Genomic DNA, 18,432 nt, shown 5'->3' with positions numbered 1-18,432 from the left:
ATTCGGACCGAATAGGAATAAATATCCCCGGAACTCACTCGACTTCCATTTTGTCAATTCGTAGCACTCACTAGACCACATGAGGCCCTGGCTCCCTAATGTAATTGCAAGTCATACTTTCGGATTCGGTCTGTACTATTTTCGCCCATCCCGTAGTAGCTGCGTTGAACTAGATGAATGAAGCATGTCAACAATGGTCAACTACCCCGGCCTGAAGGCCGGAGCTTGAAATGCGACTGACAAGCTCGGGTTGACCAGGCAAAGCGGCAACCAACCCGCTACGTTGCGAATAGGTTCAGGACCGACGTTGGGATCCTTCCTTAGTCCCAACCTCTCGAAGCCCCGGTTGCAGACAAGCGACAGGGTAAGCACGAAACGGATCGGGGCAGATCGCCGGTTCGCAACATTGCCGAAGGGAGACTTCCCGCAAGGGAGGCGTAACCGGGCCCGTAAGGGCAACCATATAGGAGAGATTGCCGATGGCAGTCTTTGTGTTGGACAGGCACAGCAGGCCGCTGATGCCGTGTAGTGAGAAGCGGGCGCGATTGCTGCTCGAGCGCCGCCGCGCACGGGTGCATCGACTGATGCCGTTCACAATCCGGCTGACCGACCGGCGCCTGAATGACTGCGAACTCCAGCCGCTGCGCCTCAAATTGGATCCGGGCTCCAAAGAGACCGGGGTGGCTATCGTTCGTGAAACGATTCACGATACCGACGGCACAAGGACTGCGATCGTGCTTTCGCTGGCCGAGATCGTTCACCGCGGCCGTCAGATCAGCGAGGCGTTGACGGCCCGCCGATCAATGCGGCGTGCCCGTCGCGGGCGCAAGACCCGCTACCGCGCTCCCCGCTTCGACAACCGGAGCAAGCCAAAGGGCTGGCTTGCTCCGAGTCTGCGTCACCGCGTCGACACGACCGCAGCGTGGGTGCGCCGCTTCATCGAACTCGCGCCCATCACCGCCCTGAGCATGGAACTGGTGCGATTTGACATGCAGGCGGTGGAAAATCCCGAGATCTCCGGCGTCGAGTACCAGCAGGGAACTCTACTTGGCTACGAGGTCAAGGAGTATTTGCTGGAGAAGTTCGGCCGGATCTGCGCCTACTGCGATGCACCTGACCGCCCCCTGGAAACGGAGCACATCGTCGCCAAGGCCAACGGCGGATCCAATCGCATCTCCAACCTGACGCTCGCTTGCCGGCCGTGCAATGAGAAGAAGGGAAAACTACCGCTAGAGATCTTCCTGTGCAAGGACCCCGAGCGCGCCAAGCGGATCCTCGCTCGCGCAAAAGCACCGCTGCGTGACGCCGCCGCCGTGAATGCTACCCGCTTTGCGCTTCTGGATGCTCTGAATTCCTGCGGCCTCTCAGTTGAAACCGGATCCGGCGGACAGACGAAATACAACCGCCGGCGTCTCGAAATTCCCAAGTCCCACGCGCTCGATGCCGCCTGTGTTGGGGAAGTGCATGCCGTCCTCGATTGGCAACGGTCGGTGCTACGTATCAAGTGCACCGGGCGCGGGAGCTATCAACGCACCCGACTTACCGCTCATGGATTCCCGCGCGGGTATCTGATGCGAAACAAGCGCGCGTTCGGGTTTCAGACTGGCGACATGGTCAAGGCAATCGTTCCGACCGGCAAGAAGACCGGAACTTATGTTGGCCGGGTCGCCATTAGGGCGACTGGCTCCTTCAACATCCAAACTGCCGCTGGCGCCGTGCAGGGCATTTCCCACAAGCACTGCAAAGTCATCCAGCGCGGCGACGGATATGGATACCAATTCGTAGCGCAAACAACAAAGGAGAGCGAGAAAGGGGCGACGCCTCGCGTCGCGCACTATCCCTCCCCGGCCTGAAGGCCGAGGTTTCTCGCGCAAACTGATGACTACCGAAAATACTGAAACTTCACATTCCGAGAATAAATTCAGCAACCGCATCAGGCTGATTGATTACATATCCCCTGAAACGGAGATTTGCGGATGCCAGTTTGCTCTCATGTTTGGTAGTCGGCACGCCCAAGGCGAGCTGAGCGAAGCCGCGCTGGCTCTTTTTCATGCTGGATACTACGAAACTCTAGTCATAGCTGGAGGAACAACTCGAGGCCACAAGATCAGCGAGGCGAGCGAAATCGCCGATAGGCTGATTTCCTCCGGCTTAAGCCGGGCGCGAATCGTACTGGAAGAAGAATCATCCAACACTGGAGAGAATGTTCGAAATACACGTAACATGATGGATCATCGCGGCCTTCACGAACTACTTCTGATCGGAAAGATCTACGCGAAGCGTCGGTACGTCATGACCATCAAGAAGCAGTGGCCTGAAATCGAACGTGTTTCGTGCGCGACAGTCAACTATTTCGGCGTCGACCGAGTTCAATGGTGGAAATCGTCATCCCTTAGATCTCGTATTCTGGAAGAAAGAAGGAAGATCAAGGATTATCTCAAGAAGGGCTACCTGTCGGAGGTCGAGGTAATTGACAGAAGATTCAGATTGTAAGAGCTAGCCTTGGAAATGCTCGATGGAGGAACTGCGGATGAAAGTTGGAATCATCGGCGCTGGCCATGCCGAAATCGCGCTCGCCGCCCTACTGCTTCGCAGGGCCGGCCAGATCCTAGCGCCCAACGCAACGGATTGCGCACGCGTACCCCGCTGGTCGGCACTGTCCAGTCGGTCCACGAGCAGATTGAGAAGCTGCAGATGCGCGGCACCAGGCCACGCAGGAGCGGCATCGGATCGGCTGGGGCACGGAAAATAGCCTGGCAGACGGGCTATTTCGCGATCATGAAATTTTGGTTGCCCGCTATTGATGGGAGCCTCCGGAATTATGTTTGCGGTTTAACTTGGCGATTAATTGCATTAATTCTAGTCCACAGTTGATGGTGGTCTGGGCGCGGGTGGCGCACGCGTAGGTGTAATTCGACGCGCCGAGCACTGCCACGAAGATGCTGGCTTCGAAGGCAATGCCGCCTTCCGGATCGAGAGTCGCCACCATCGGGAAGACGACCATACCTTCGTCGGCAAGAAGCCCAACGGCACGCTGCTGGTCGACAACCTGCTGCCGGGCAAGACCCAGTGGCTACTGGCCACCGGCATCGGCCTGGCCCCGTTCCTGTCGCTCATGTTCCCCTATCCATAGCACCTTCGGAGAGGACCGTCCAGAGAAGGAATTGCCCACACGTGGTTGGTACTCTGCCGCTCGATCGCTCTCATTTCATAGACGTTCCAGATCAACCCCCAAGAAATCCAGACGGAACGGGAATGAATTTCTCTCGAACTCAATCCCCAACCCGTCAGTCCATTGGATGGGAGCGATTGAATCGGACTTCAGAGGGAATACTTGTCGGAAGTCGAAGTCACTGACCGACAGTTCGGGTTGTGAAATCCCACGGAAAGGCTGCGCTTCAGATTCCATCCACCGAGCAGAACCAATTCAGGCTCGACGAGATGAATGATTCCTACGGTTAGCAGGGTGAAGAGTATGAACCCGGAACAAATTTACGAATTCGATCTCAATGGATATGTCATTATCCCTGCGGCCATCACGCAGCCCCATCTTCTGCGCCTGCAGGAGTTCTGGTCAAAGCATCTCACCACGCATTTTCTGCATGATGTTAACTTCGACTGGGGCGAGGAATGGCGTGCACTGATTGACCTCGATGCGGTCTACCGCTTCCTCGATATCATTTATCGGTCAAGATTCCGCCTCGACCATATGTTCTGCGTCGACGAGCGGTTTATCAGTAGTGGTGGCAATCTGCACCATGAGGCCGATATGTTCGATGAGGGGATATATTACTGGGTACGGAATCACCGTATCCACAGCGGGCTTGTCGCAGTCCAATATGCCGTTTCTGATATCGGCGGGACCGAGAATCACTTCTGCTGCATCCCAGGTTCGCATCGCGCAAACTTTCCGGTTCCAGACCGCTACCGGAGCCTCACAAACAACCCCCTGTTGCAGCACGTCTTCCTGCAGGCCGGGGATGCCGTAATTTTCTCCGAAGCGCTTGTCCACGGCACCTGCAAGGTGGTCGACTCCGGGCGACGACGCTCGGTGTTTGCGCGCTATATGAACAGTCATTCCTATTTCAGGAAGCCTCCCGCGCATCAGGAGACTACGGCGTTGCCGGCCACGCCTAACCATTCGGTCGCTGGCGCACAGTCTTTTTCCCCGGATCGCCTTACACCGCGGCAGCGGCAACTGGTTGCTGCACCCGCTTACGCGAGAGGCCACCCGGCCATACGGAGCTAGCACGAATGGAACCCGTGAGCGTAAAAGCGATTATGTTTGGACCGAGAGGGATTCTGTTCGTCAGGAATCCGCGCAACGAGTTGGAGTTACCGGGAGGACGACCCGAGCCCGGGGAAGGGTTAGAGCGTGCACTGGTACGTGAGGTAAGGGAGGAGTGCGGCCTGGATGTCACCTCGACGGTCTATCTCGGCAGCAGATCCTGCGAGATCATTCCGGACAGACGGGTCTTGCTTGTGTTCTTTCTATGCGAGTTTGCCGGACAAGCCCTGACATTGAGTGAAGAACATACGGCCTATGAATGGATAGATATCTCGGCTGAAAAGCCGGCGATTCTCCCGTCCTACTACTGGGATTTCTGCCAAGATTTAGCCTCGTCTCGCGTGAAACATTCGCATGTCGGAGGTCTGTCTCAGGAAGCTGCGCCGACGTACCCGCTTCATACTGGTGAGTCAGATCGACAGCGTCTTCAAGTCATGTCATCGATCTACGACCCAGCTACGAAAGATTTCTTGAGTCGATATCTGCCAGATCAGGGACGCGCGTTGGATGTCGGCTCTGGTCACGGACAGATTGCATGTTGGATGGCCATCAGTAGTCCGCAGTCTACGGTACTGGGTATCGATAACAGTCCGAAGCAAGTCGACCTGGCTTGGTCTACCGCTCGGCGGCTAGCCTTGACCAATGTCACTTTTCGCCTCGGGGATGTCACGCAGCTCAACAGCATCGCTAAGTCGGTAGGGGTATTTGACCTCATTACTTGCCGATTCACGCTGCTGCATATCAAAAAACGCGCGAATGCCATTCGGGCGCTCCTTAAACAGCTGGCCCCGGAGGGAACCCTGGTCATCGAGGAGCCATCGCTGGCAAGTCTGTTCTCAGTGCCGACGGTATCGGCATTCGCGGAGGCGAATGCCGTCATGATGGCCTGCGGCTGGAGGAATGGCATCACCTATGACTGCATTGAGGACATTTGGGCGATCATCACCAGTCTGGACGTCAATATCAAAGAAGCCAGGTTCAGCCAGCCTACGGTCTGGAAGAAGGAACACAAGGAAGTCGTCTACTTGTCCTTCCAACAGTTCCGGCCTCAGCTCGTCAAGCAAGGACTCATTGCAGAGAAACGCGCGGACGCTATTGCTCAAGCGCTCATCCAAGAATTTATGGATGACACCGTGATATCCGGCGGGCTACGCACGCTGCAACTGGCCATTTCCATACGAGGAGAAAGACTATGATGCAGGCGACGGTCTCCCAAGTATCACAAGGCATCTACGAGCACATTCCGACGGAGGACGTAGTGGGCTATCTCCTGCGCGAGCGCTCAATGCTAGCTTGGGCGATTGATGGCGCCTCCCCTGTCACCGCTGCGCCCTTCAAGACTTACGAAGACGTCACTGACGCCGGATGGTTCGCGCGACGGCTCAGCCAGTTGCTGGAAAAGCAATTTCAAGACACTCCGTTCAGTAAGGCGCAACTGTGCAACAGTCTGCAGGTTCTCCAGGGCGAATACCGCCTCGACGGAGGCGATGCCCAGCCGATTTGGGGCTGGCCTGTTGCCGCCGCCACGTTCGTGGAGATTGACCGAACGAAAGTACCTGTAAGCATGTTCGTCTATCGCTATGCGGATTGCTTCGTGGAAATCTTGCAAGGCCCCATTCCTAGCTCGGACCACTCGCCTCGGCCGTCACATTCGCCACCAAGCTATGATCTCTGGAAGCCGTACTCCGGATTCCGGGGTCACACGCTGGTGAATCTATGGCAACGTCGACTCCAACAGCAAAAGGGCGAGTGCAGTACCGCGCTTACCCTGAACCCGGCCAGTGCGATGAACGCTGTGGAGGAGGAACGAAAGATTACGACACCCGCTCATATCATTCTGGGCAGCGACGGCCTATCTCGCGTTTGGGATACCTACCAATTAATGACCAGTGAGCAGGCCATGCATTTGGTTGTACAGCATGGACTACCTTCGCTCTTGCACGCGCTCCGGAATTTCGAGGCATCGAGCCTCACCGGCGGCGCTGACCTCAAGAGACGGGATGATGCAAGCGGAATTCACATTTTTCTTCCATAGCACCCATCGTGCCATGCCCCCGGTTTCTATGGGCGCTTGCCAATCTTCTCGAGCCGAGGACTTCGATTTTTCCTCACTGGCGCCTGAGCTTTCCATTGCGGCGACGCGCATAGGACATCGAATCGATCTTTTTCTAGCGCCCGGCGTCTTGCAAGGATGCGCTGATGGACATGATCCCCATAGCCTTCGCGCATGAAGCGCGGCATGCGGCGCTGTCCCGGCTGGAACATCCTGAAACAGAGAACTGAACTGAGGTCGGATAGGGGGCCACCTTCGTAAGGCGGCCTGCCCTTCGCGCTCATCTTCTCCTAATGACTATCGCAATGGTGTGGCCTACGCCGATTCCCATGAGGCTCCTCGTGTAGGGACCGCAGGGGCAAAGTACGTTGCCGTCATGCGTACCTGGCGACGCGCAGGTTACTTCCCGGCCGTGTGCAGGAGGGATAGCAAAACAGCTCCAGTATGCGCGCCAATCGATGCCCTAGCTTCCTGCTCAAAGATGCACCAGGCGTCATAGCGCTCCCACAGGACTGGGTGTTCCTTGCGGCGTTCTAGTTCGCGTGCGTGAAGGCCTTCGGACAGCTGCAATATCCACGCATCTCTAGCCGCTTCGCCGTTCTTCGGCGGGCCGCCCAGTGCTTCTCGCGTTTGCTCGTAGTTTTCATCGCTCATGGCTACCACTTGCGCTGCTTCCGCCTCGCTCCAATCCGGATACTGCCGATAGTCGTGGACCGCATACTCGGTCACTAACGGCAACACGTGTCTTACCATGTCGGCGTCGAATAACGATACCGCCAGGTGCTCCAATTCTTCGCTCTCACTGGAACCCAGGCCAGACCCAGTCAACAGCACGGCCTCACGTTGCAGGGCTTCCCAGTCTGACGCCGTCACGCTCGCGCCAGCGTGCTGGCGCTGATGCAGCATCTCGATTTTCCTGTTGAGAGTGCGCGCAACATCGTTTTGGCGGTATTGCGATATAGCCCAAGGGGAAAGGTATAGCAGGTCGTACAGCACCTTGGCTGTCACTGCACCGAGGTTAGCCCCAACTGGCATGGCGTCGACGATCTCAATCGTCTGCGCTCGCGCCGTCTTCTCGTCGGTCTGGGATTGGAGCCAGTACAGCATGCCAAGTAGGTCTCCCAACGCCATCGGCGCCCCTACAATCGCTTCGAACTGCGCCTCATCGCCAGCCAGTTGTCTCGAGGGTTGGTATGCCTCCTCTTGGGAACAGTCCCTCAGGCGGGAAATGCCAGCTTCCTTGACAGCGACGTCGCCGCCGAAGCTATTCCACTCTTCTTCTGGGGCATCGGCCGGGGACGCCGCATTCCGTATTTCGAGAGATGCACGCTGCAGCGCAGGTACCGCCAATCCAAGCTCCCGCAACCATTTCTCCACCATGAGCCGCAACCGCATTGTCGATGGACCGACGAGGCGGCCACATTCCTTGCCCGCAGAGTAGAACGCCAGCGTCGGGATCGCACGCACGCCAAAGTGCTGCCAGCCTCCGGGCGCCTCATCGACATTCAGCTTGAGCACCTTCAATCGTCCCGGATAATCGGCCACGAGCGTCTCCAGATGGGGCGCTAGTACAACATCCCGTAAATAGCTTGAATAATTAATTGCCTCGGATATCATGGCGGGATGAGTCGAGGCCGCCATGCAACGCCAGTGAAGTTGGCGAAGAAAGAAAGACAGGAACTACTATCGCTAATCGAGCGCAAGACGGCTGCGCAGCGAGACGTGATGCGCGCGCGAATCGCGTTGTGGGCCCACGAGGGCCACTCCAATACGGTCATTGCGCGGGAACTGGGTGTATCGGTGCAAACGGTTTGCCTGTGGCGCAAGCGCATTGCCCAGCGAGGTGCCCAAGGCATTCGCGAGGGCGAGCGCAGTGGCCGTCCCCCACGCATCACGCCCGAGGCGCGACTGCAGTTGATCGCGCTGGCGTGTGAAACGCAGGAACCTGAGGGACGGATCACGCCCACGCTCGACGAGATTGTGGAGCGCGCCGTGGAGCGTGGCGTTGTCGAGCAGATCAGCCGCAGCCAGGTGCAGCGCATTTTGCAAGCCGGCGACGTGCGTCCGCACCGGGTCCAGCAATGGCTACATAGCCCAGACCCGGCCTTTCGCGAGAAGGTCAACGGGATTTGCAAGCTGTACCGCAAGGCGCCGCGAAATGCGGTGGTGCTCAGTATCGACGAGAAGACCGGCATTTAGGCCATCGAGCGTAAGCACCCAGGACGCGCACCCGCGCCGGGGCGGCTGCGTCGGCGTGAGTTTGAATATATTCGTCACGGCACCCAGGCGTTGATTGCTGCGCTGGACGTGCATACCGGACAGGTGCTGGCAGAATGCCGCGACCGGCGCACCCAGGAGGATCTGCTGGCCTTCATGGAGCGCGTGGCCGCCGCGTACCCGGGCAAACAGGTGCACGTCGTGTGGGATAACCTAAACACGCATCGCGCCGAAGCCGTCTGGCAGGCGTTCAACGCGCGGCACGATGGGCGGTTTTCACTTCCACTTCACGCCATTGCACGCGAGTTGGGTCAATCAGATCGAGCTCTGGTTTGCCTGCTACACGCGCCGAGTGCTGCGCCAAGCGAGCCACACCAGCATCGCGCACCTGCGCGAACGCACCGAGCAGTTCGTCCGCGCGCACAATCAGGTGGCCCACCCGTTCAAATGGAGTTTCCGGGGCTATCCGTTGCAAACCGGCGCATCGTAATCGAGGATCCAAATGCCAGCCTTACCCACCAAACATTACGCTGCCAAATTGCAGCAGCAACTGCGCAGCCTGCTCGGCCACGAGCAGATCATCACACAAGCCTACGGGCGTCACCTGCTGATCAAACGTCTGGACGACGAGGAGCCGACCGTGGTGGCTCGGCTGACCGAGCTCGGCCGCAATCGCTATGGTGCCGCCTTTCGCAGCCATAGTGGGCGTTGGGAACCGTTGCCAGGCGCAGGCTCGCTCGACGAGATGGCCGAGTTGGTTGTCACGCTCCTGCAGCCGTATTTTCAGCCCGATAATTATTAAAGCTATTTACGGGATGTTGTACTAGTGCCCGTCCTCATCAGCAAAAGTGGCGCCGGGATTTCAGTCCATCAGCAGGCCGCGAACAAGCACCGAAGCACCGCTGACGCAGAGAAAGACCAGCAGCGCGCGCCGGACGGCGTCTGCGGAGATGTGTCGCCGCAGGCAGGATCCGGCGGCCAGCCCGGCCAGACCGAACGGCATCGCAAATACACCGCTACGCAACAGCTCCTCCTGTTGCAGAAGTCCTCCGCCGGCAAACGCCAGGAGGCGCATTACCGCGCTGAACAGGATCACGGCCGCGATGGTTGAGCGAAACTTGTCGATCTCCGGGAGACGCCTGGACAAATACATGGTGTAGACAGGGCCGCCGGTACCGAATAAGGCGCTGAATACGCCACCGACAACGCCTGCCGGTACCGACCAGCCCTTTGCGGCGCACTCCATGCGAGCGGAGGAAGCCATCAGCATGCGCGTCGTCATGGCCAGGACAAACAGGCCAAGGCCAACCAGCAACCAACGGGATTCGATCTTTGCCAGGACGGTAGTACCAAGCGCCACGCCGACCATCATGAAAGGGACCAGACGCAACAGCTCCGTTCGCGACACCGAATTCCAGTTGTGCAGGCCAACCACCGTGGTCGCCAGGAGGTCAAGCAGAAGCAGCATCGGAACCACGACTTGCAGCGGAAGAAACTGCACCAGGATGGGCACCGCAATCATCGCCGCACCGAAGCCCGTGAGGCCGAACACTGTGTAAGCGCCTGCAATTGTCGCACCCAGAATCGCGTAGTGTTCTGCTCCCATCGTGCTCCGGTCGACTTGTCGTAGATTATTCTGCTATGCCCTGCTACAACTTAATCCCGGCGCGCTTGGCGGCCGACGGATAGGTTGCAAAGTCCACCGCCCGGTCCTTGGCGGGGCTCCTCACGCATCATTGCACCGGTTAGTTGGCAGAGATCTTCCGCTTTGCCACCAAGAGCTTCCAGCGCCCGGCTTCCTGAGCGATCTCTTCGGGGAGTCTGCCCTTCGGAGTCAGGGTCTTGGTCATGCCTTGGGAGGCCAGATAGCGCTGCATGCTCGGTTCCGCTGCCGCCTTTTCGAGGTCGGCATACATCTTCGCCGTCAGTCCTTTCGGCGTGCCAGCCGGTGCCATCAGTGCAAACCAGCCATAAAACGTGAAGCCTTGCAGGCCCGCCTCGGCGACGGTGGGAACGTCTGGAAGCAGGGTCGACCGTTCCTTGCCCGTCACGGCAAGCGCCCGCAAGCGGCCGCCTTTCAGAAGCGGCGAGATGGCGTTGATGTTGCCCACAGTCATGTCTACCGTACCGGCCATCAGATCCGAGTAGGCCGGGCCCTCTCCCTTATATGGCACGTGGACGACGTCGATGCTGGCCGCCTCTGCAATAGCCTCGCTGGCCATGTGCACCTGGCTCCCGTTACCCGCCGACGCAAAGGTCAACTTGCCTGGATTAGCCTTGGCGTAGCTGATGAGCTCCGCGATCGTCTTGGCGGGAACCTTCGCATTGACGGTCACCACCATCGGGCCGCTGGCGATCTTGCTGATCATCTCGAAGCTTTCGGCGGAGTACGGCAGCTTTTGATAGATGAACGGATTAACCGTGAACATGCTGCCGGAGGCCAGCAACAGCGTATAGCCATCGGGAGCCGACTTCGCAACGACTTCGGCACCGACGGCACCGCCAGCACCCGGTCGATTGTCCACCACAACCGGCTGCTTCCATTGCTTGCCGAGTTCAAGGGCCACAGCGCGCGCCAGTAGATCGGTCGCACCACCGGAGGCAAATGGCACAACTAGGCGAATCGGCTTGCTTGGCCATTCCTCGGCATGCGCAGGGACCATATAGAGTGGCGCGATCGCGAACACAAACATGGTCAACGCTGTGGACGGGCGGTAGCGCGTCGTATCGGCATCTCGGCTCCGCTCCTTCACAATGGGATGTTGACGCATGCGGCACAACCACTGTCGCCCTTGTCCAAGCCAATACCTGACGGCTTTGTGCGTGCTTCTTGAGTTCATCGTTGTCTCCTTTGTGGTGTCGCCTTATTTCGCGACTATCGTGTGTTGCGTTTCTTCGTATGGATCCTAATAACAAGTTCACTCAGATGGAAACGGAATATTGAACTTATGTTGACAAATTAAAGTTGTTATATTTTTTTCGAAAAATAGACACCACTCCCACCACATTCAAAGTGGAGAATAAATGACCAATTCAGGAATCAATGGAATGACTATCCGCTTCGATATGGATTCAGGAATTCCGACATCGACGCGGAGATTGGCCGTGCCGGATGCGAAACAACCGATAGCGGTCGCGTCAGCCGCGGAAAGTCCGTACGCAGTTCAACCAGCGTCCCCTTTTCCAGCATGCCCTGCACCAGGATCCTGGAAAGGCAACTGATACCCAGGCCAAGCTCGACTGCATACTTGATCGCCTCGGAGCTTCCAAGTACCGTTTGCGGGCGGAGTGGCCCCAAGTAGGAATGCAATGCACTCCCGACCGCGTCTCGCGTGCCGGATCCCTCTTCGCGAAAAAGCCAGTCCGCCTGCTGAAGCTCGACGCCTGATACAGGCTGGCCGGATGCACGTTGTGCCACGGCCAGCCTGTCATGGGGCGACGCGACGATGACGAGTTCATCATCGCGCCATTTATAGCTGAGCAATTCCGTTGCCTCACTTGGCCCCTCAATAATGCCGACATCGGCACGCGTTTCTGACACGAGGCGAATCACTTCCTGTGAATTCCCTATGTGAGCATCCACGCGTCGTTCAGGAAAATTGGCATGATAGTTCGCCAATATCTTGGGAATCAGATAATTGCCAATAGTGGTGCTGGCCGCGAGCTTCAGGTGACACGGCGGATGTCCGCCGGAAAACTCGCGTTCGATCGCGCGCGCCTCCCAAATCAGGCGGGTCGCCCGCTCCTGGAGCGCCCGGCCGGCATCGTTCAGCACCAGACGCTTGGAGACCCGATCGAACAACGTTACCCCAAGGCTCTGCTCCAGTTCATTTACCGCCGAGCTGACGGCCGACTGCGACAGCGCCGCTTCCTCCCCGGCAGCAGATGTAGACCCTGTCCTCGCTACCGTCGAGAACAGTTCCAGCTGCCGGAGTGAGAATCGTACTGCCGCCATGGTCAGCCTTTCTGCACCAGCCTTGGACGACCGTCGTCGGGCGTGCTTGCCGGTGTCGTGACAGCCGTCAATGCGTCCAGCAGCAGCTTCGACAGATGCGCGCGCGGATTGTCACGCGGAACCAGGATGCCGAGGCGACGCGTCAGCGGCGGCGAACCGAACGGAATCGTACGGATCGTCGCCGGGAACTCGTTCTCGACGCCACGGGCTGGTACCACCGATGATCCGAGGCCATTGGCCACCATCGCGATGACACCCTCGAGCGTGTCGATTTCCATCGTGGAACGGACAGCAATCTGTCGCCGGACCATCTCCTCCTGCACAAGCAGGCCGACACGAGCCGTGCGGTTAAATCGCACGTAAGGGGTGGTTTCCAGCACGCCCTTGTCCGAATCTCCCCGCGTCGTGACATGCGTGATCACCACGAACTCTTCGTTGAAAAACGGCATGAATTGCAGGTCCAGGCGTGGTACCTCCGGCTCCGTGACGACCGCAACATCGAGCTGCCGCCGGTACACGGCCCTTTCCAGATCGTGGGTAAGCCCGGTGGTCAGGTGAATGTCGATGCGGTGCCCCTGCTGGTGGAGCCGCTTCAATGCCAGCGGCAATACTCCCGATACGCACGTGTGGACGGAGCCGAGCTTGAGCACACCTCCGGCCGCTTCGCGCTTGAGCGCGGCAGACATGCTCTCCCAATGCGTCAGCAGGTCGCGCGCACGGTTCGTGAACGCGAGTCCTGCGTCCGTCAGCACGGGCGGCCTGCGGCTCCGATCGAAGATCGTCATGCCGAGCTCCTCTTCCAGGGAACGCATCTGCATGCTCACCGCCGAGAGGGAAAGCCCGATGGCATTGCCCGCCTCGGCAAAACTGCCTCGGTCCGCAATGGCTACCAGTGTGTAGAGTGTCTTGACGTCCATGGCTGACAAGTTGATGTGTGGTTCAAGTCGCTAGCTTGCTGCGCCGTCATTTTGCCGCATGGCCGTGCGCATCGCCCCCTATATCCCCAGCAGCCGACGAGCGTTGCCGCCCATCACCTTTTCCATGTTCTCGGGACGGATCGGCAACGTCTCGAACCATCGCTTGTAGTCCCGCACCGGGCAGAACGGAAATGAGCTTGCATACAGCATCCGGTCGGCCAGGAATGAATCAGCGGCCTTCACATATTCCTCCCAACCGGGCATCCGCGAGAAGTACATATCGGGCGAAAGGTACATATTCGGGCGGCGGAACGCGATGTGCAGGATCTCCGTCACCCAGGGCCAGCCACCGTGAACGACGACGACTTTGAGCTTCGGAAATTCAGCCAGGACCCGATCGGTTCGTACGGGATCGGAGTAGCTCAGGTCCGGACCGGCCGTGCCGCCCACCATCATGGTCACGGGCACGTCCAGGTCTTCGCAGTGCGCGTAGATCGGATACAGGCGACGATCGTCCGCGTACATGGGAATCGGATAGGAGCCCGGTTCGATGTTGATCGCTTTGAAGCCGCTGGCGACCGCTTCCGAAATGGTCTTGCACGCAGCCACGCGGTTTGTCGGATCGATCGATGCCGCACCAATGAAGCGTCCTGGGTAATCGCGCACGATTCGCGCCACGTCCTCGTTGGAGACGCTCCCCAGCGTTCCGGCAAGGCGCCCCACCACGACGCCCTTGTCGACGCCGGCTTCGTCCATCTCCTTGAGCAACAACGCCATCGATTGCTGCTGCGCGGCAGGCGATGGTTCAAAGCCCACCGTCCTTGTAAAGCCGTCTCGGCGCTCGCCAGCCGAGTACATCAGCGTATCGAGAAAGCCACCGAGCGGCGGTCGGAGTCTGAAATCAATGATCATGTCTTGTTCCTGGCTGGTCTGCTACGGGAATGGGCTTACATCACCTCGTTCTTTCGGTCATCCGTCTCGCCGTACCGGTGCAGCGCCGGCGGCTTGAGACCGGCGTACAGGTTCTCGATCCCAGCGTTAATCACTTCTGCATGCTGTGCAAACAGCGAATTGCCTTCCAGATCGCTCTCGACGATGAATGGCCCGAAGTTTTCGACCTCGAACATCCACATCGCCTGCGCAATGCCTAGTTCGTCGAGCCAGAACACGTCCCGCACCCGCTTGATGCCTCGGCCGAGCAGCGCGCCCGTGCCATAGCCTACAGTCGTGAGATAGATGGCGCCGCCGGGCGCCAGCACGCGCTTGTAGTCGTCGGCAGGCATGCCACCCTTGCCGATGAAGATCCGGCATTCCGTCTTCTCCATCCAATTCGGAATCCATTTGGAGAACCGGAAGCTTGCCGTCGCAGTCACGGCGCCTACGTTGTAGCCGCCGTCTTCATCGGGTGCCGCCGCCGGTGAGCAATGGAAGTTGACGTTGCTGAGCCCACGCAGCTCTACCGGTGGCTCCAGCCCTTCATCGAGCACCTTCTTGTAGATGCCTTCCCGCGCTGTGTAGATCAGGCCTGTCAGATACACGGCCGATCCGAGCTCAAGCCTTGCGATGTCATCCGTGGTCGCGGGCAGGTTGACGTGGAAGACCTTCAGTTCATCGTCTTGCGGGTTTACCATTCGACCGTCTCCCTGCGCAGGTAAGGGGTGAACCACTGGGGGTCCGTGCGATATTCGATGTTGCCGTCTGCGTGAATTCGCGCCGTGGCGCGTCGGGACGACAGGCAGAACGTGTGAAGACTGATCGGCATGCCGCCCGTGTGGGTATGCCCCACCTCGATATGGCAGTCCACGACCATCGACGAACCCACGAAGCCCATGGCGCCCATGCCGATCGAGTTACCCAGCTTCATCAGTTCAAGCTCGAGTTCGGCGATCTTCGGATCGGGGTTGCGATCCCCCACCACACGCAGACATGCCGCCTGCTTGCCGAGTTGCATGCAGGTGTCCTTCGACCCGCCCAGGCCGATGCCGACAATGGCCGGCTGGCATGCCAGGCCGCGCTTGCCAAAGGCGATCAGCGTGTCAAGCACGAACCGCTTGATCCCATCGATCCCGTCGCCCGGGAACAGCATCCGGTAGTCGGTGCCGAACAGCCCGCCCTTGTGCACGGTCGTAATGTCGACCCAATCGGCGTCCGGTTCGAACGACCATTCGATCTCGGGCGCATTGATGCCAACGTTGTTGTTGTTGTCGGTGCGCCAGAGCGGGTGCACGCGGTTCGGACGTAGCGGAACGGCCAGCGTGGCGTCGGCGGTGGCCTTGCGCAGCGCGCGCTCGACGGCGACGAAGCCGCGCTGCACGGAAGCGTTGTTGCCGATCTTGACGTAGTAGCGCGGCAGTCCGGTATCGGCACACATGGGCCGGCGGTCCTGGTCAGCGGCTTCCCAGTTATCCTGCATGGCGTGTATCACGAAGCGAGGCAGCTTTCCGGTCTCGGTCTTCTGCAACGCCTGGATGCCTTGTTTGTAGTCTGTGGGGATCTCGATCGCGGCGCGCTTCATGATCTCGAACGCGGCTTCCTCGACCCGATCGATAGCGATGGTCATCGTAGCGGTCCTCTATGCTGCAACTTTTGGGGGTTGACCGGCCTCACCGGTAATCAGTGACGTGCCCGGCTTGACGATGTCGAACTTCACCGGAACCATCTCCAGGCGAATATCGTCGCCGTCCGCGGTCACGCGGGTGTAGCGACTGCTGTGCAGGTCACCGGGCTCCGGAAAGTCTTCGCGGAAGTGGGCGCCACGGCTGTTCTCGCGTGCCAGCGCGGAAACGGTAATCACGCGCGAGATGTCGACCAGGCTCTGCAGATTGAGCCAGTCGTGCCAGGTCACGTTGTAGCGGCGCTCGCCATCGGGTACGCCCATGGCCAGCAGCGCGTCGCGATGCGCGGCGACGGAATCCAGGCCCCGGCGCATCGCCTGTTCGTTGCGCAGCACGCCAACGTCGTCCCACATCGTCTGCGCGAGCGCATCGCGCAATTCGTGAATGGCGCCCGGCGTCTTCGAGAATGGGTACTCGGCACGCTCGATGCCGCTCAGGATGACGCGCTGGTCCGGCTCCTTCCAGTGCTGGACGCCAGAAACATACGCGGCCATCGAGTCGCCCGCGATGCCGCCGAACACTGTCGAGTTCGCCACGCCGTTGCCGCCCAGGCGATTGGCCCCGTGCACGCCGCCGCAATCCTCGCCAGCAGCGAACAGGCCGGGCGAGGCGGTGCTGCAATCCACATTGAACTCCACACCTCCCATCAGGTAATGGGCCGTCGGGACGACCTCGACGCGACCACCGGCCAGGTCAAAACCGCAGTCCTTGCACCGGTTGACCATCCCGGGGAACGTCTTGGCCACCTTTTCAGGCCCAAGGTGGCTCATCTGGATGTAGATGCCGCCCATCGGGCCGCTCCTGCCGGCACGCATTTCGGCATAGATGCCGCGGCTGACCACGTCCCGCGTCGCACGCTCGCCGCGCGCATCATAGTTGGTCATGAAGCGGTCGCCGTTGCCATTGATCAGCCAGCCGCCCGCACCTCGCAAACCTTCTTCAAGCACCGTGCCGGTCATGCGAGTATCCGGGCCGCCGAGCAGCCCCGTCGGATGGAACTGGACCATCTCCATGTCCCGCAGGCTCAGGCCATAGCGCATGGCCATCGCCAGGCCATCGCAGGTTTTGTCACCAGAGGGCGTGTGGTAGCGGTACATGGTCGGGCCTGCGCCCGTGGCCATCAGCACGGCCTTCGCCTGTACGAAGCGATAGGTGCCGCGACGCATGTCGATGAACAACACGCCAGCGATACCCGAACCATCGGCTGCCGGAATCAGCTCGATGGCCCGGTGCTCCTCCATTTCTTCCACATCGAGTGCCCGCACCTGCTCCATTAGCCGGTTGATGATCTCGATACCGGTCAGGTCAGCCTTGTGGACCGTGCGGTCGAAGCTCTGGCCGGCAAAGGCCTTCTGGTGCAGCGTGCCGTCGGGATTGCGATCAAAGAAGCAGCCGATCTCGTTTTCCAGTTCGCGGACACGTTCTATCGCCCCTTCAACAAGCCGCCAGGCAAGGTCTTGGCGTGGCAGCCACTTGCCACCTTCGATCGTGTCCATGAAATGGCGCTCGACCGAGTCTCCGACCGACAGCGCCACGTTGTAGCCGCCCTGGACCATGCGCGTGCAGCCGCATTTTCCAAGCAGGCCCTTGACCGCCACAGATACCTTGAGCGCAGGATTTGCCTTCTTGGCGTGCAACGCCGCGAATAGCCCTGCCCCGCCCGTACCGAGGATCAGGATGTCTGTCTTGTGGTTCTCGATTTGCATTTCAGATTACCCCTAGGGCAAAGATCACGCCGACGAACAGCGACAGCGCACCACCCCAACTGATCCATGACAGGCGTGCGTCTCGGGTAGAACTCCATGGCAGCAATTCCAGCGCCAGCAGTCGCAGCCCGAAGCACATGTGAATGGACAACAGCAACACCAGACCCCATTCGCCGAACTTCACCGCGCCCATGTTGGCAAATTTCAGGAACGCGTCCATGCGCGCATGCTCGTCCAGTGCGAGTCCCAGGACGTAGAAGTGCGCTGGCAGGAAGATGCCCAGTGCCAGGCCGGACAGACGGTGCCCGAGAAAGGCCCAATAGGCGCGGTGGTTTCTTGGTGACTTCATGACAGCAGACCTCCCACAGCCGCCACGGCACGCAGGCCCATCGACAGCAGCAACAGTCCAAACAGCAAACAGGACACGAACGCTGCGCCACGGCTCAGCCGGGCCCATTCGATCAAGATGTTGCGCAGCCCGATTGGCACATGGACCGCCACGCTGATCACGAACAGCGAATAGAACGGAATCCAGAGCAGGCTGCCCTGAGTGCGGGAAAGTATCTCGGCAGCAGTCAAGCCGCCACGGACTGCGTAGAGAATCACGCCCAAATGCACGAGCACGAATGGCGCCATGACCATTGCGCTGAGACGCTGGAGTGCGAACAGACGCTGCTCCAT

At 59.4% G+C, this 18,432-nt stretch carries 18 protein-coding genes and 2 pseudogenes; 8 read left to right on the top strand and 12 right to left on the bottom strand.

All coding sequences use genetic code 11. The features are described 5' to 3' along the window. Positions 1-479 precede the first annotated feature (479 nt). A complete protein-coding gene (iscB, locus tag ABNX08_RS24315) occupies positions 480-1,853 on the top strand; it encodes an RNA-guided endonuclease IscB (RefSeq protein WP_022538251.1) in 1,374 nt (457 codons plus the stop codon). Between the two features lie 25 nt (positions 1,854-1,878). Beyond that, positions 1,879-2,493 carry a YdcF family protein gene (locus tag ABNX08_RS24310; RefSeq protein ID WP_022538250.1) on the top strand — a complete coding sequence of 205 codons (615 nt, stop codon included), beginning with the start codon at positions 1,879-1,881 and terminating at the stop codon, positions 2,491-2,493. 304 nt (positions 2,494-2,797) lie between these two features. Here the strand turns inward: ABNX08_RS24310 and ABNX08_RS24305 are convergent, their stop codons facing one another. Further along, the gene (locus tag ABNX08_RS24305) at positions 2,798-3,004 is read right to left on the bottom strand and encodes a hypothetical protein (RefSeq protein ID WP_022538249.1); all 207 of its coding nucleotides are present in this window, start codon (positions 3,002-3,004) and stop codon (positions 2,798-2,800) included. A 3-nt stretch (positions 3,005-3,007) separates the two neighbouring features. On the opposite strand from ABNX08_RS24305, the pseudogene ABNX08_RS24300 reads away from it, so the two are divergent. From ABNX08_RS24300 to ABNX08_RS24285, 4 genes and pseudogenes are all read left to right on the top strand, one after another. Beyond that, a pseudogene (locus ABNX08_RS24300) lies at positions 3,008-3,118 on the top strand (ferredoxin--NADP reductase); the annotation flags it as partial. Between the two features lie 357 nt (positions 3,119-3,475). Continuing rightward, positions 3,476-4,249: a phytanoyl-CoA dioxygenase family protein gene (locus tag ABNX08_RS24295; protein ID WP_041682018.1), complete on the top strand. Its 774-nt coding sequence runs from the start codon at positions 3,476-3,478 to the stop codon at positions 4,247-4,249. Between the two features lie 5 nt (positions 4,250-4,254). Beyond that, entirely contained in the window at positions 4,255-5,484 is a 1,230-nt protein-coding gene (locus ABNX08_RS24290) for a methyltransferase domain-containing protein (RefSeq protein WP_022538247.1), read from the top strand. Then, on the top strand, positions 5,481-6,323 hold the full coding sequence (locus ABNX08_RS24285; RefSeq protein ID WP_022538246.1) for a hypothetical protein: 843 nt from the start codon (positions 5,481-5,483) through the stop codon (positions 6,321-6,323). The genes ABNX08_RS24290 and ABNX08_RS24285 overlap by 4 nt, the downstream gene beginning before the upstream one ends. A gap of 417 nt (positions 6,324-6,740) precedes the next feature. On the opposite strand, the gene ABNX08_RS24280 is transcribed toward ABNX08_RS24285, so the two are convergent. Beyond that, complete coding sequence (locus ABNX08_RS24280) at positions 6,741-7,958, bottom strand: thioredoxin family protein (protein WP_374063726.1); 1,218 nt, start codon at positions 7,956-7,958, stop codon at positions 6,741-6,743. Between the two features lie 6 nt (positions 7,959-7,964). On the opposite strand from ABNX08_RS24280, the pseudogene ABNX08_RS24275 reads away from it, so the two are divergent. After that, positions 7,965-9,048 (top strand): annotated as a pseudogene (locus ABNX08_RS24275) (IS630 family transposase). A gap of 12 nt (positions 9,049-9,060) precedes the next feature. Then, positions 9,061-9,360 (top strand): hypothetical protein, encoded by a 300-nt coding sequence (locus ABNX08_RS24270; protein WP_022538053.1) that lies wholly within the window; start codon positions 9,061-9,063, stop codon positions 9,358-9,360. A gap of 60 nt (positions 9,361-9,420) precedes the next feature. On the opposite strand, the gene ABNX08_RS24265 is transcribed toward ABNX08_RS24270, so the two are convergent. From ABNX08_RS24265 to ABNX08_RS24220, 10 genes are all read right to left on the bottom strand, one after another. Further along, complete coding sequence (locus ABNX08_RS24265) at positions 9,421-10,164, bottom strand: sulfite exporter TauE/SafE family protein (protein WP_022538242.1); 744 nt, start codon at positions 10,162-10,164, stop codon at positions 9,421-9,423. A 139-nt stretch (positions 10,165-10,303) separates the two neighbouring features. After that, positions 10,304-11,398, bottom strand: coding sequence for a tripartite tricarboxylate transporter substrate binding protein (locus ABNX08_RS24260; protein ID WP_022538241.1), 1,095 nt, complete (start codon positions 11,396-11,398; stop codon positions 10,304-10,306). 212 nt (positions 11,399-11,610) lie between these two features. Continuing rightward, positions 11,611-12,513: a LysR family transcriptional regulator gene (locus tag ABNX08_RS24255; protein WP_022538240.1), complete on the bottom strand. Its 903-nt coding sequence runs from the start codon at positions 12,511-12,513 to the stop codon at positions 11,611-11,613. Between the two features lie 2 nt (positions 12,514-12,515). Further along, positions 12,516-13,430 carry a LysR family transcriptional regulator gene (locus ABNX08_RS24250; RefSeq protein ID WP_022538239.1) on the bottom strand — a complete coding sequence of 305 codons (915 nt, stop codon included), beginning with the start codon at positions 13,428-13,430 and terminating at the stop codon, positions 12,516-12,518. Positions 13,431-13,508: 78 nt separating this feature from the next. Then, entirely contained in the window at positions 13,509-14,342 is an 834-nt protein-coding gene (locus ABNX08_RS24245) for an amidohydrolase family protein (RefSeq protein ID WP_022538238.1), read from the bottom strand. Between the two features lie 35 nt (positions 14,343-14,377). Beyond that, complete coding sequence (locus tag ABNX08_RS24240) at positions 14,378-15,061, bottom strand: fumarate hydratase C-terminal domain-containing protein (protein ID WP_022538237.1); 684 nt, start codon at positions 15,059-15,061, stop codon at positions 14,378-14,380. Next, positions 15,055-15,990 (bottom strand): fumarate hydratase, encoded by a 936-nt coding sequence (locus tag ABNX08_RS24235; protein WP_022538236.1) that lies wholly within the window; start codon positions 15,988-15,990, stop codon positions 15,055-15,057. Before ABNX08_RS24235 ends, ABNX08_RS24240 begins: the two co-directional genes overlap by 7 nt. A 12-nt stretch (positions 15,991-16,002) precedes the next feature. After that, a complete protein-coding gene (locus ABNX08_RS24230; RefSeq protein ID WP_022538235.1) occupies positions 16,003-17,751 on the bottom strand; it encodes an L-aspartate oxidase in 1,749 nt (582 codons plus the stop codon). Between the two features lies 1 nt (position 17,752). Further along, on the bottom strand, positions 17,753-18,100 hold the full coding sequence (locus ABNX08_RS24225) for a succinate dehydrogenase (protein ID WP_022538234.1): 348 nt from the start codon (positions 18,098-18,100) through the stop codon (positions 17,753-17,755). Further along, complete coding sequence (locus ABNX08_RS24220; protein WP_022538233.1) at positions 18,097-18,432, bottom strand: succinate dehydrogenase membrane anchor; 336 nt, start codon at positions 18,430-18,432, stop codon at positions 18,097-18,099. Before ABNX08_RS24220 ends, ABNX08_RS24225 begins: the two co-directional genes overlap by 4 nt.

This window comes from Cupriavidus sp. DF5525 (assembly GCF_040149425.2).
Lineage (GTDB): Bacteria > Pseudomonadota > Gammaproteobacteria > Burkholderiales > Burkholderiaceae > Cupriavidus > Cupriavidus pickettii_A.
This window is presented reverse-complemented; position numbering and strand designations above follow the sequence as displayed.